General features: G+C 65.8%; 12 protein-coding genes. 4 read left to right on the top strand and 8 right to left on the bottom strand.

The genetic code is table 11. The annotated features are described in order from the left end of the window. The first annotated feature begins 50 nt into the window (after positions 1-50). The gene (locus AC1D2K_RS16350) at positions 51-1,058 is read left to right on the top strand and encodes a LacI family DNA-binding transcriptional regulator (protein WP_478089883.1); all 1,008 of its coding nucleotides are present in this window, start codon (positions 51-53) and stop codon (positions 1,056-1,058) included. A gap of 20 nt (positions 1,059-1,078) precedes the next feature. Here the strand turns inward: AC1D2K_RS16350 and AC1D2K_RS16345 are convergent, their stop codons facing one another. Then, complete coding sequence (locus AC1D2K_RS16345; protein ID WP_478089882.1) at positions 1,079-1,522, bottom strand: nuclear transport factor 2 family protein; 444 nt, start codon at positions 1,520-1,522, stop codon at positions 1,079-1,081. Between the two features lie 203 nt (positions 1,523-1,725). Here AC1D2K_RS16345 and AC1D2K_RS16340 point away from each other — a divergent pair, with 203 nt between their 5' ends. Further along, a complete protein-coding gene (locus AC1D2K_RS16340; RefSeq protein ID WP_478089881.1) occupies positions 1,726-2,520 on the top strand; it encodes an SDR family NAD(P)-dependent oxidoreductase in 795 nt (264 codons plus the stop codon). A 340-nt stretch (positions 2,521-2,860) separates the two neighbouring features. Here the strand turns inward: AC1D2K_RS16340 and AC1D2K_RS16335 are convergent, their stop codons facing one another. Further along, positions 2,861-3,748 carry a LysR family transcriptional regulator gene (locus AC1D2K_RS16335; RefSeq protein WP_478089880.1) on the bottom strand — a complete coding sequence of 296 codons (888 nt, stop codon included), beginning with the start codon at positions 3,746-3,748 and terminating at the stop codon, positions 2,861-2,863. 18 nt (positions 3,749-3,766) lie between these two features. Further along, a complete protein-coding gene (locus AC1D2K_RS16330) occupies positions 3,767-4,267 on the bottom strand; it encodes an Lrp/AsnC family transcriptional regulator (protein WP_478089879.1) in 501 nt (166 codons plus the stop codon). A gap of 58 nt (positions 4,268-4,325) precedes the next feature. Here AC1D2K_RS16330 and ilvB point away from each other — a divergent pair, with 58 nt between their 5' ends. Continuing rightward, entirely contained in the window at positions 4,326-6,125 is a 1,800-nt protein-coding gene (ilvB, locus tag AC1D2K_RS16325; protein WP_478089878.1) for a biosynthetic-type acetolactate synthase large subunit, read from the top strand. A gap of 135 nt (positions 6,126-6,260) precedes the next feature. Next, a complete protein-coding gene (locus tag AC1D2K_RS16320) occupies positions 6,261-9,812 on the top strand; it encodes an indolepyruvate ferredoxin oxidoreductase family protein (protein WP_478089877.1) in 3,552 nt (1,183 codons plus the stop codon). A gap of 132 nt (positions 9,813-9,944) precedes the next feature. Here AC1D2K_RS16320 and AC1D2K_RS16315 read toward each other — a convergent pair whose 3' ends face one another. From AC1D2K_RS16315 to AC1D2K_RS16295, 5 genes are all read right to left on the bottom strand, one after another. After that, entirely contained in the window at positions 9,945-10,901 is a 957-nt protein-coding gene (locus AC1D2K_RS16315) for a 2-hydroxyacid dehydrogenase (RefSeq protein ID WP_478089876.1), read from the bottom strand. A 9-nt stretch (positions 10,902-10,910) separates the two neighbouring features. Beyond that, positions 10,911-11,378, bottom strand: a complete 468-nt coding sequence (locus tag AC1D2K_RS16310) for a type II 3-dehydroquinate dehydratase (protein WP_478089875.1) — start codon at positions 11,376-11,378, stop codon at positions 10,911-10,913. A gap of 3 nt (positions 11,379-11,381) precedes the next feature. After that, positions 11,382-12,002 carry a glutathione S-transferase family protein gene (locus tag AC1D2K_RS16305; protein WP_478089874.1) on the bottom strand — a complete coding sequence of 207 codons (621 nt, stop codon included), beginning with the start codon at positions 12,000-12,002 and terminating at the stop codon, positions 11,382-11,384. Continuing rightward, positions 12,002-12,979, bottom strand: a complete 978-nt coding sequence (locus AC1D2K_RS16300; RefSeq protein ID WP_478089873.1) for an NAD(P)H-quinone oxidoreductase — start codon at positions 12,977-12,979, stop codon at positions 12,002-12,004. Before AC1D2K_RS16300 ends, AC1D2K_RS16305 begins: the two co-directional genes overlap by 1 nt. A gap of 47 nt (positions 12,980-13,026) precedes the next feature. After that, on the bottom strand, positions 13,027-13,752 hold a 726-nt coding region (locus tag AC1D2K_RS16295; protein ID WP_478089872.1), incomplete at its 5' end, for an ABC transporter ATP-binding protein.

Here is a 13,752-nt window from a genome sequence, read left to right as displayed (position 1 = left end):
CGAGTAGGCCGCCACGTTTTGTAGAGTTTTAGGGTTCCAGAAAGGTTGTGATGTCAGCAGTCGGTATCCATGACGTCGCTCGATTGGCAGGCGTGTCTATCAGCACAGCGTCGCGAGCCCTCAATAGGACGGGGCGCGTCAGCAGCGCCACCATCAAGAAGGTCAGCGACGTTGCGGTAAAGCTGGGCTATCAGCCCAACGCCATCGCGCGCACCATGCGGTCGAAGCAGAGTCATGCGGTCGGCATCATCGTCAGCGATATTTCCAATCCCTTCTATGGACGCCTGGTCAAGTCGGTCGAGCGGCGACTTTCTGCACAGGGCTATGCACTGTTCGTGGCCAGTTCGAACAACGACATTGCCACTGAGGTCCAGCTGATTCGTTTTTTCAAGAGCCGCAAGGTCGACGGCATCATCCTCGGCCCGTGCCAAACGGATTCGGTTGCACACGTCATCAATGAGGTCCGAGACATCTCGACGGTGCTCTTCGACCGCGATGGTGGTCAGCAACTGAGCGCAGTCAAGGTCGACCACTATCGCGGCACCACGGAAGCGCTCGAGTACCTGATTGGGCTCGGGCACAAGCACATCGCCTTGATGACTCCCGGCAGCCAAATTCAGCCAATCCGGGACCGGGTGCAGGCCTACCAGGATTGCTTGACTGCAGCTGGACTGGCCTATGACCCAAGCATGATTTGCTTTGCCGATTCGTCGATGAATTTTCCGGCCGACCAAGCGGCTCGCATGCTGGCTCGCGAGGACCGCCCGACTGCATTTCTGTGCCTCGGTACCCGAATCCTCGCCGGCGTGCTCGCCGCCATGAGGTCGGCCAGGTTGAGCATCCCTGGCAGCGTGAGCATCGTCTCCATCGGAGACACGGAGTTCTCCGAGCTGCACAGTCCATCGATAACTGCGCTTGCATGGGACATCCACTCGCTCTCGGATGAGATTTCGACGATGCTGCTGACAAGGATGCACAACGAGGCTCCAGCGGTTCAGTCGGCGGTGGTGGATATGCGGCTCATCGAACGGGAATCGTGTGCGGCGCCCGAGGCTTGAAGAAATGGCTGTCCCGAGAACTAGAGCAACCCGAGGGCGATGAGCTTCAGGTCAGGCGACGAGTAAGGGCGCTCGCAAATAATCTTCGCGGAGCCGGGCCCGAACAGGAACGTTGCCGCCAGTCGCACCCTGAACGACCGACCAGTCGGCGGATAGGTTTTTTCTCGAACCTTGAACTCGCCCAAGTGGGTGCCGAGGAGGAAGAACTCCACGAGAACCGTGTCTCGCTCGTCGTCGGCGGCAATCGAAATTATCTCGTTGGCTTGGTCCGGAAAGGCTTGGCGCGAAGACTGAAAGTAGGCGCGAACCTGCTCCTCGCCGTCGTAGACAGCGCCGTTGCCATACATCTCGTAGCGCGGATGCTCAAACGTGTTGATGACGCCGTCCCAGTCTTGGGTGCACTCGAGCGCCATGTGGTCACGGACCGTTTTCAGGCGTGCTTGTCGAAGTTCGTCTTTCGTCATGGGTATCCTTCAAACCTTGTGGAAACGTTTGCGCAATTTTGCGCCCGACACAACATCTCGAAAGTGGGGTTTACCCTAGATACCCTGCTTTGCCATTTTCACTATGGCCATTGCTCGAGGGATACTGGTGATACGGGTTAACCCGTTGCCCCCGGATGGGCAAGAGAGCTAGCATTGCGGAATCGTTTGCGCAAAGGAATGTCATGAAGCTGAAAGACAAGGTTGCCCTCGTGACTGGGGCCGGAACATTCAAGAAGGAATTCACAGGTGTCGACCAGGTCGGCAACGGCACTGCATGCGCTTTGRCCTTCGCCCGCGAGGGCGCGCTGGTTGTCTGCACTGACCGTTCGTTGGAARCAGCTGAGCTCGCGGCGCAGCTCATCCGAGACGATGGCGGAAATGCAATCGCAATGGCGATGGACGTCACGGACTCCAAGCAGGTCGACGCAGTCGTTGCCGAGGTGGTGTCAACGCATCAGCGGGTCGACGTGCTGCACAACAACGTCGGCATCGAGATTCTGGGCGAGCTCGTCGACGTAAAGGATGACGACTGGGACAAGGTAATGGACATCAACTTGCGCGGTGCAATGGCCACTGCAAGGGCCGTCATGCCAATCATGCGCGCTCAGAGGTCCGGCTCCATCATCAACGTATCGTCAACCGCCAGCCTCAAGTGGAGCCCAATGCAGTTCCTTTCGTACAGCACTTCGAAAGCTGGCCTGAATCACATGACGCGTGTCATCGCCAGGCAGTACGCGCCCGACCAAGTCCGATGCAACTGCATCGTGCCAGGGATGATTCGGACACCGCACGCGGATGCGCTCTACAAGACGGCGGATGAGGCTGCAGCAGGACACAAGTTCCGCGACTCGCGCTGCCCTATGGGCAGGCAGGGTACGCCGTGGGAGATTGCAAAGGCAGCCCTGTTCCTGGCATCTGACGACTCGTCATACATCACCGGCATTCAACTTGTGGTGGACGGAGGCTCAAGCCTCTAGTCAAACGTGCGCCAGGAGCTCAATCCCATTCGCGGATACGGTGCCACTCGATCGGCGCCGTTGCGGACGATCGCGCATTCCCGCCACCCCATGGTTCGCAAGTTGCCGAATCAGTCGGGCTGCCTGTGCGGCTTGAATGCGCGTATCTGTCCCAATCCGAGGGAACCAAGATGATCAGCAAGAACACGATTTGTCTCTGGTACGACGGCACGCCAAGCGCGCGTTCGAAGCCATGATCGGGATGCGAAAGATCGACATCGCTGCGATCGAAGCGGCTCGGGGCGGCTGACGCTCCCGATGCCGGCCCAGGCCGCCTCGCCAAACACGCTCAGCGCGGGGCTTAGACGAGGCTCCGCGCCAGCAGATGGTCCACCAGCCGCCGCTGCGGAAACGTCAACGCCTCCTGCCGGGTGCACAAGTACATGCGCCGCGAGGCCCAGGCGTCCGACAGGTTCAGGAAGCGCAGGCCCATTTCCTTGCGGTAGGTCGCCGCGGCGCCTTCGGGCAGGATGCCGACGCCCATGCCGGCCTCGATCATCCGGCAGACCACCTCGAAGCTCTTGACCCGCACGCGCAGGCGCAGCACCTTGCGCGCCAGCAGCGCGGCGTCCTCGATGGTGCGGGTGATGGCCGAGTCGCTTTCGAGTCCCACGAAATCGAAGTCGAGCAGTTCCGCGAAGGACACCTCGCGGCTGCGGTACGGGTGCTTGCGATGCACGATGGCCACCAGCCGGTCGGTGCGGTAGGGAATGAAGTTGAGCGACGAGTCCGCGGTCTCGCCGGTGATCACGCCGACGTCGGCCTGCCGGTCGCGGATCGCCTGCACGATCCAGACGCTGCGGTGCTCCTCCACGTCGACCCGGATCTCCGGGTAGCTGCGGCGGAAGCTGGCGACGTCGTCGGGCAGGAACTGCCCCATCGCCGACGCATTCGCCTGCAGCCGCACGCGCCCCGTCGCGCCCTGCGCGTAGTCCGACAGATCGGCCCGCATCCGGTCGACGTCGCGCAGGATCAGCCGGGCGTGGACGGCCAGCGACTCTCCCGCGCCGGTCACCGTGACGCCCCTGGAGGTGCGATGAAAGAGCGTGACCCCGAACTCGCTCTCGAGCATGCCGATGCGGCGGCTGGCGGCCGACAGCACGAGGTGGTGCTCCTGCGCGGCCTTCGACAGGCTGCCGCTTTCGACAGCGCTCAGGAAGAGCGCCAGGGAATCCAGATCAGGTCTCATGACGGCCATTGTCGGAAATCAGCCCAACGGCACGCTGGCCTCCTTCAGCACGCGCAGCACGAAGTGCGACTTGCTGTGGCGGATGCCGGGGATCTTGTAGAGCTTCTCGCGCAAGAGGCGCTCGTAGTCACGCGTGTCGCGCACGGCGATGCGGATGTAGTAGTCGTAGTCGCCCGAGACCAGGTAGGCCTCCTGGATCTCGGGAATGGTGGCCAGCACGCGGCCGAATTCGTACAGCGTCTCGTCGGTGTGGCTCTCGAGCGTGAGCTGGACGATCACCGAGTCGTGGTAGCCCAGGCTCGGCGCGTCGAGGTCGACGGTGTAGCGCTTGATCACGCCCTGCGTCTCCAGCTTCTTGATCCGGGTCCAGCAACTCGTCGGCGACAGCCCGACGACGGCGCCGATCTCCTGCAGGGTCTTGCGCGAATCCTCCCGCAGCACGCGGAGGATGGCCAAGTCAATCTTGTCGGATGATTTTTCGTCTCCGACTTCCTTTTGGCGATTGGTTTTTGGGTTCATGTGGAAATGAGCCGGAATAAAGAAGCATATTCTGCCGTCAAAACGGAAGAATATTGGCATGCAAACGCTCGCCACCCCCCCTACGTCGCCCCCTCTGGACCACCCCGCGTCGCCGCCGCGCGTGCGCAACGGCGCGGTCGCGCTGCTCGAGACCCTGATCGAGTGCGGCGTCGACACGATCTTCGGCTACCCGGGCGGCGCGGCGCTGCCGCTCTATGACGCGCTGCACGGCGAGCCGCGCCTGCGCCACATCCTGGTTCGCCACGAGCAGGCGGCCGTCCATGCCGCCGAGGGCTATGCCAGGACCACCGGCCGGGTGGGCGTGGTGCTGGTCACTTCGGGCCCCGGCGTCGGCAACACCATCACCGGCCTGCTGGACGCCATGAGCGATTCGATCCCGGTGTTGTGCATCAGCGGCCAGGTGGCGACCTCCGTGATCGGCACCAACGCCTTCCAGGAAAGCGACGCGCTCGGGATGTCCCGGCCCGTGACCAAGTGGAATCACCAGACGCGCAGCGCCGACGACATCCCGGCCGTGGTCCGGCGCGCCCTCGACATCGCCGCCTCCGGGCGCCCCGGCCCCGTGCTGCTCGACGTGCCGAAGGACATCCAGCTGACGCCGCTGAATGCCGCTCGCGCCGCGCCGGCCGCGATGCGCAAGGGCCGCACGCTGGGGCTGCCGCCGCGCGGGATGCTGCAGCGTGCCGCCGATCTGCTGTCCACGGCGCGCCGGCCGATCCTGTATGGCGGCGGCGGACTGGTCAACGCCGGGCCCGGGGCCTGCGCGGCCTTCACGCGGCTGGTCGAGCGGCTCGATGCCCCGTGCACGCTGACCTTGATGGGCCTGGGCGCCTTCCCGGCGTCCGACCCGCGCTTCCTCGGCATGCTCGGCATGCACGGCGCGCTCGAGGCCAACCTGGCGATGCACGAGGCCGACCTGGTGGTCTGCGTCGGTGCCCGCTTCGACGACCGCGTGACCGGCAAGCTCGACGAGTTCTGCCCGCACGCGCGCAAGATCCATATCGACATCGATCCGAGCAGCATCAACAAGATCGTGCAGGTCGACGTGCCGATGGTCGGCGACTGCGGCGCCGTCCTCGACGTGCTGCTCACGATGCCCGAGCTGGACGGGCTCGCGCCGGAGCGTCTCGCGCCATGGTGGCGGCGCATCGATCACTGGCGCGCGCAGCGCTGCTTCGGCTTCACGCCGCGCGCCGACGTGATCCTGCCGCAGCAATTGATGACGTCGCTGCAACAGGCCATCGAGGGCCGCAACGCGATCGTCTCGACCGACGTCGGCCAGCACCAGATGTGGGCCGCGCAGTACCTGCGCTTCGAGCGGCCGGGCCGCTGGCTGACCTCGGGCGGCGCCGGCACGATGGGCTACGGCCTGCCGGCCGCGATCGGCGCGCAGATCGCGCACCCCGAAGCGCTGGTGGTGTGCGTCAGCGGCGACGCCTCGGTGCTGATGAACATCCAGGAACTGTCGACCGCCGCGCAGCACCGCACGCCGGTCAAGCTGGTGCTGTCGAACAACGGCTACATGGGGATGGTGCGCCAGTGGCAGGAGCTGAACCACGGCAACCGGCTGAGCCACAGCTGGAACGAGGCGCTGCCCGACTTCGTGGCGCTGGCCAGGGCCTTCGGCTGGGGCGCGCGCCGCGTCGCCGATCCGGCCGAGCTGCCCGGCGCGCTGGCCGAATGCCTGGCCCACGACGGGCCCTTCTTTCTCGATGTGCAGGTGGCGGCGCAGGAGAACTGCTTCCCGATGATGCCGTCGGGCCGCGGCCATCACCGCGTGATGCTCGCGAAGGACCGCTGGTACGAAGAAGAGCAGGGGGACCACGCGCCCCACTGAAACCACAGCCCGCGCCAGCTCAAAAAAAAAGCCATGCCTCGCCGCCTACCGGCGGCCGGGGTGTTCCGTGCGCGCACCGCTTACCCGCGGCCGCGCGCACGTCCCGAAAAAAGAGTCCTACCGGATCCAACAAAAATGACGACCCCCGAACTCGCCAGCGTCTCGCTGGACGACAAATACACCGCCACCACCGGCCGCGTCTACCTGAGCGGCATCCAGGCCCTGGTGCGCCTGATGCTGGTGCAGAAATGGCGCGACCAGGCGGCCGGCCTCAACACCGCCGGCTTCGTTTCCGGCTACCGCGGTTCGCCGCTCGGCGGCATCGACGAGGCCTTCTGGAAGGCGCAGTCCCAGCTCGACGGCAACGGCGTGAAGTTCCTGCCGGGCGTCAACGAGGAACTCGCCGCCACCGCCGTGTGGGGCACGCAGCAGGTGCAGCTGACGGGCGAGAGCACCGTCGATGGCGTGTTCGCCATGTGGTACGGCAAGGGCCCGGGCGTCGATCGCTGCGGCGACGTCTTCAAGCACATGAGCCACGCCGGCACCTCGCCGCATGGCGGCGTGCTGCTGGTGGCCGGCGACGACCACGGCGCCTACTCGTCGACGCTGCCCAACCAGAGCGATCACATCTTCGCGGCCTCGATGATCCCGATGCTCTACCCGCAGAGCGTCGAGGAGTACATCGAGCTCGGCCTGCACGGCTTCGCGATGTCGCGCTTCGCGGGCCTGCCGGTGGGCTTCAAGGCGCTGGCCGATACCGTCGAGTCGTCGGGCCCGATCTCCGCCGACCTGATGGCGGTGCACACGCGCCTGCCGCAGGGCTTCGTCTTTCCGCCGGGCGGCGTGCATGCGCGCCTGTCGACCGACACGCTGGGCCTGCAGGCGCGCAAGCAGGAAGCGCTGATGCAGGACTACAAGATCTACGCCGCGATCGCCTATGCGCGCGAGAACCGGCTCAACCGCATCACCATCGACTCGCCGCGCGCGAAGCTCGGCATCGTCGCCTCGGGCAAGTCCTACCGCGACGTGCTCGAAGCGCTGGAGGAGCTGGGCATCGACGCCGACGAGGCCGCGCGCATCGGCGTGCGCGTGTTCAAGGTGGCCATGCCCTGGCCGCTGGAGCCCGACTCGATCCGCGAATTCGCCGACGGGCTGGACGAGATCCTGGTGGTCGAGGAGAAGCGCCAGATCGTCGAATACCAGCTCAAGGAGCACCTCTACAACTGGCGCGAGGACGTGCGCCCGCGCGTCATCGGCAAGTTCGACGAGGCCGGCGAGTGGGCGTCGCCGCGCGGCCGCTGGCTGCTGCCTGCCACGGCCGACTTCTCGGTGGCGCAGATCGCCCGCGTGATCGCCGGGCGCATCGCGCGCTTCCACACCAGCGACATGATCCGCACCCGGCTGGCCATCCTCGACGCCAAGGACGTGGTGCTCGGCAAGTCCGTGGCCACGCCGGCGCGGCCCGCCTGGTACTGCTCGGGCTGCCCGCACAACAGCTCGACCAAGGTGCCCGAAGGCAGCCTGGCGCTGGCCGGCATCGGCTGCCACGTGATGGCGACCGCGATCTACCCCGAGCACAACAAGACCACCACCCACATGGGCGGGGAGGGCGCACCGTGGCTGGGGCAGGCCTGGTTCTCGAAGCGCAAGCACGTGTTCGCGAACCTCGGCGACGGCACCTACTACCACTCGGGATCGATGGCGATCCGCGCGGCGGTGGCCGCCGGCATTCCCATCACCTACAAGATCCTCTACAACGACGCCGTCGCCATGACCGGCGGCCAGCCGGTCGACGGGCCGATCAGCGTGCCGCGCATCGCGCAGCAGGTGGCGGCCGAAGGCGTGCGGCGCATCGCGCTGGTGGCCGAGGACCCGAGCCGCTGGTCCGACCGCTCGAAGCTGCCGGCCGACAGCGAGGGCCTGTCGCTCACCGTCCACCATCGGGACGCGATGGACGACGTGCAGCGCATGCTGCGCGACTACGAAGGCGTGTCGGTCCTGATCTACGACCAGGTGTGCGCGGCCGAGAAGCGGCGGCGCCGCAAGAAGGGCGAGTTTCCGCAGATCGCCGAACGCGTCTTTATCAACGAACTCGTGTGCGAGGGCTGCGGCGACTGCGGCGAGCAGTCCAACTGCACCTCGCTGCTGCCCCAGCCGACCGAGCTCGGCCTCAAGCGCCGCGTCGACCAGAGCGCGTGCAACGCCGACTACTCGTGCGTCAAGGGCTTCTGCCCGAGCTTCGTGAGCGTCGCGGACGTCACGCCGCGCAAGAGCAAGCCGGTGGCGGCGAAGGCCGAAGCGGCAGCGGCGCTTCCTGAACCCGCGGGCGCGTCGCTGGAGAACATCCACAACATCCTGATCACCGGCATCGGCGGCACCGGCGTCATCACCATCGGCGCGCTGATCGGCATGGCGGCGCATCTCGAAGGCAAGGGCGTGAGCGTGCTCGACATGACCGGCATGTCGCAGAAGAACGGCTCGGTGACCTCGCACGTGCGCATCGCACGCGACAACGCGCAGCTCAAGGCGCAGCGCATCCCGACCGGCGAGGCCGACCTGGTGCTGGGCTGCGACATGCTCACCGCGGGCGCGCCCGACGCCATCTCGAAGATGCGTCCCGGCCGCACCTATGCGCTGATCAACACCTTCGAACAGCCGACCGGCCATTTCGCGCAGGATGCCGACTGGGTCTTTCCCGCCGCGCAGGTGCGCGCGTTGATCGAGGAGTCCGTCGAGGGCGGCGGTGCCGACTTCATCGACGCGACCGCGCTGGCCACCCGCCTGATGGGCGACGCCATCGCCTCCAACCTGTTCCTGCTGGGCTTCGCCTTCCAGAAGGGCCGCATTCCGCTGTCGTCGGCGGCGCTGCTGAAGGCGATCGAGATCAACGGCGTGGCCGTCAAGGCCAACCAGGCGGCGTTCGGCTGGGGCCGCAAGGCGGCGCTCGATCCGGCCGCGGTCGCCCGCGAGGCCTCGCCGGCGCAGGTGGTTTCGGTCTCGCGGCCRACGAGCTTGCGCGCGCTGGTTGCGGACCGCGTCGAGTTCCTCACCGCCTACCAGGACGCCGCCTACGCGAAGCGCTATTCGGATCTTGTCGAACGCGTACAGGCCGCCGAGGCCAAGCATGGCGGCAAGGAGGCGCTGGCCCGCGCGGTCGCGTCCAATCTGTTCAAGCTCATGGCCTACAAGGACGAATACGAAGTGGCCCGGCTCTACACCGACGGGCGCTTCCAGGCGCAGCTGGCGCAGGCCTTCGAAGGCAAGGCCAGGCTGCGCTTCCATCTCGCGCCGCCGATCCTGGGCAAGCGCGATGTGCACGGCCACCCGGTCAAGCAGAGCTTCGGTCCGTGGATGCTGCATGGCTTCCGCGTGCTGGCGGCGTTGCGCCGGCTGCGCGGCACGCCGCTGGATATCTTTGGACGGACCGCCGAACGCAGGACTGAGCGACAACTCATCGAAGAGTACCGGACGGCTATCGAGGAGGTGCTGGTCCGGATGGAGCAGGTTGGGCTGGACGCCGTGCTCGACACCGGCGTCGCGCTGGCGCGGCTGCCGGAGCAGATCCGCGGGTATGGGCATGTGAAGGAGGAGAGCCTGGGGCAGGCGCGTGTGCGGTGGTCGAAGCTCGCTCAAGAGCTGCGTGGGGTGCGGAGGCTGAGTGCGGAGCGTGAGGGCGTTCCCGCCTAGCGCGGCCCGAGCCTACCGCGGCCGCTATCGCCACACCGTGCTCAAGGACGGCGTGGCGCTTTCTTTGTGGTGCCTCGAGGCGGTGGGGCCTGCGCGCTTGCGATCTGATTGCGCCAGCCTCAGCATGGCCCATCAATAGCCGCGTGATGGCTCGATGATGTTGTCTGGCAATTCGCCGGCTGAGACGCGGAGGATGTTGGCTGCGATCTGCTTGGCCGAGGATGACGGAATGGCCACCGATGCGAGGTGCGGGGTGATGAGCACATTGGGCAAGCTCCACAGCGCATCTCCGGCCGGCAGGGGTTCGCGCTCGAAGACATCCAGCGTTGCCGCGCCGATGTGGCCGCTTTGGAGCAGCTCCGTCAACGCGGCCTGATCCACCAGGGCGCCCCGGGCGACGTTGATGAACGCAGCGCCGGGCCGCATTTTTTCGAGGCGACCGCGATGGAAGAGCTGGTTCGTCTGCGGCGTGTGCGGCAGCATCAGGACGACGATGTCCGATTGGCCAATGACGGAATCGAGCGTCTCCATGCCGGCTGAACACGCCACGCCATCGATCTGCGCAAGGCTGCGCGACCAACCCAGCGTCCTGAACCCCTGACGCTGAATCTCATGCGCGGCCTTGGCTCCCAGCTGTCCCAATCCCAGCACCGCAACGGTCGTTTCCTCCGGCGAACGCGGGTGGCGATAAGTCCACTGGCCTGAGCGCTGGGCCTGTTCGAAGACCGGAATATCCCGGGCGTGCCGGAGCACCGCGAACAGCACATAGCCGGCCATCATCCTCGACATCTGCGGGTCGGTGATCCGGGTGATGGGAATGTCCCCGGGGAGGTCGTCACGTGTCACCAGCGAATCCACTCCGGCGCCCAGGTTGATGATCAGCCGAAGATTCGTCATCTGCCTGAAGATGCCCTGCGGGGGCTTCCAGACCAGGGCGTAGTCAATCAGTTCCGGCCGCTCGGTCTGGCTCGCGTGAACCACATGAAGTGCCGGAAGCTGCGCCTGAAGCGCCTTTTTCCAAGTCTGGAAATCGTCGAAGTCGCTATAGAAGGCCAGGGTGCCCACAGCCTTTGCTCCAGGAAACGTCATTTCAAAAGCCTATTTGTTCTTTCGCACCAGGCGCGCAATGGCCTCGATGGCGAGTTCGTAGCCGTCCCCCCCGAGTCCGGCAATGACACCATCCGCCACCTTCGATATGTAGGAGTGATGGCGGAAGGGCTCGCGCTTCCAGATGTTGCTCATATGGGCTTCGATGATCTTTCCGGGAAAGGACATCAGGGCATCCAGGATGGGGATGGACGTGTAGGTCAAACCGGCCGCATTGATGACGATGCCGTCCGCCACGCCGCGTGCTTCCTGGATCCAGTCGATCAGCTGTCCTTCATGGTTCGACTGCAGGAAACGCAGGCCGACCTCCAGCGAGGCTGCCTTCTGCTCACAGCGCGACTGCAGGACGGGGAAACTGTCGGTGCCGTAGTTCTTGTTGGCATCCAGGCCATAGAGGTTGGCGTTGGGGCCGTTCAGGAACCAGACCGAGATGGGAGGATTCGAGGTGTCGGTCATCATTTCTCAAGCTTCGTTGGGTTGGGTGGCCAGCATGGCGGGCAGCCTCTGGAAGGCTTCGTTCCAACGGGCGGCGATGCCGCATGGCGCGCGCCAGTCCAGTTCGGGAAACCGGAAGTCCAGGTATCCCAATGCGCAGCCGATGGTGATCTCGCCGATCGTGGGCTTGTCGTGGTGCAACCCGGAGGCGATGCTTTCGATCGAGGCGAGGCAGGCCGTGACCTTGGTCAACAGGGCCTCGCGCCAGGTGGGCCACTGAAATTCGGCGGGACGCGCCGTCAGCTCGTAGCGCGCCAGCAGCGCGGCGTCGAGCAGGCCATCGCCCAGCGCCTGGCGGCTGAGTGCCGTCCATCGATCGGCGCCGGACGCAGGAAATATCGTCTCTGCGCCCGCCTGGCTGGCCAGGTACTCGCAGATCACCCGGCTGTCGTAGAGGGCCTGGCCGTCTTGCAGGATCAGGGTCGGCACTTTGGCGAGCGGGTTGTGAGCCGCGATGCGCGGGTCGCGTCGAACCGGATGAGCGGCGCTGTCCAGGAGTTGGATGTTCTCGACCTGTCCGGTCAGATGCGCACACACCATGACCTTTCGCACGAAAGGCGAGGTCGGAGCAAAGAGGAGTTTCAACATCAGGGCACCAGCACCAGCTTGCCGAACACCTTGCCGCTTTCCAGCATGGCATGGGATGCCGCGGCCTCCGCGACCGGGAAAGTACTGTGGATGCGCGGCGCGATCCGCCGGCTTTTCAATAGCGGCATCACATGGTGGGCCAAGCTCTTGGCCATGCGGGCCTTTTCAGCGTGACTCTGYGGACGCATGGTGGAGGAGTGCAGGCTCAACTGGCGCTGCATCAGCGTCAGCAGTTCGATGGTGACCGCCGAGCCCTGCATGAAGGACAGGCTGACATGCCGCCCGCCGAAAGCCATGGCTTGAAGATTTCGGCGCACATAGTCGCCGCCGACGATGTCGAGCACCACGTCCACACCGCGCCCATCGGTGTAGTCAAGGCAGGCCTGGGTGAAGTCGGTGGTGGGCCAGCAGATCGCCAGATCGGCGCCGAGAGCCTTCAGTTCGGGAAATCGCGCTTCGTCGTTGTCGGTCACGATGACGGTGCAGCCGGCCGCATGGGCCATCTGGATCGCGAGCGTGCCGATGCCGCCAGCGGCGCCGTGGATCAGCACCGTCTCGCCCATCGCCAGACGCCCGAGCTCGAACAGGTTGTGCCAGACAGTGAAGAGCCCTTCTGGCAAAGCAGCTGCCTCGACATCGGACAGATGGGCCGGCACCACGAAGGAATGATCGACCGACGCCGTGCACCAGGGCGCATAGCCCCCGCCGGGCACCAGGCTCATGAGTCGCTGGCCGAGAAGCCCGCTGTCGACACCGGGGCCGCAGGCGACCACCTCGCCACACACCTCCAGGCCGAGCACGTCGGTGACACCGGGCGCGGGCTTGGCGATGCCCTGGCGCTGCATGATGTCGGGCCGGTTGATGCCGGCGGCGAGCACGCGGAGCAGGACTTCGCCGGCGCCGGGCACGGGCATGGGGCGCTCGGCCAGCACCAGCACGCTGGCGTCGCCGGGCTCCCGGGCGACGATGGCTCTCATCGAACGTGGAAGGGGGGGGCTGATGTCGGTCATGGGTCTGCTTTGCTTTACTTTCGGGAACTGAAAACGCTGATGCCCTCATCGAGAAGCGCCAGCCCGGCCACCGAGCCGATGGGCCAGTGCTGCATGGCGCCAAGGCCTGCACTGCGCACCGTGACGACCTGGCGGGCCGTCTTCGGAACATCCACATCCACGAAGGTATTGATGTGGTCACCCTGGAAGACGTGGTGGATCACCGTGCCGCTCAGGACCGAACCGGCATGCAGCCCCTCCAGCAGGATGTGCTCCGGGCGGACGTAGACGTCCAGCCTCTCGCCTTCGTGCGACGCATCCACCAATCGGGCCTGCGGAAGGTTGAGGTAGCCGGAGCCCAGGCGCAGCTGGATCTCGTGGGCGGTCCTGCCGTGGTAGTGCGCCGGCAGGATGTTCACGTCGCCCAGAAAGGACGCCACGAACGGGTCCTGCGGATTCCGGTACAGGTCGGCCGGCGATGCGATCTGGCGGATGACACCGGCCGACATCACGGCGATGCGGTCCGACATGGCCAGCGCCTCGCCCTGGTCGTGGGTGACGAAGACCGTGGTCAGGCCCAGGCGGCGCTGGATCTCGCGGATCTCGACCTGCATCGAGCCGCGCAAGCTCTTGTCCAGGGCCGAGAAGGGCTCGTCGAGCAGCAGCACCTTGGGCTGGATGATCAGTGCTCGCGCCAGCGCCACACGTTGCTGCTGGCCGCCGGAGAGTTCGCGCGGCTTGCGGTGCCCCAGGCCAGTGAG

It is taken from the genome of Variovorax sp. P1_H12_2 (genome assembly GCF_056405335.1).
This window is presented reverse-complemented; position numbering and strand designations above follow the sequence as displayed.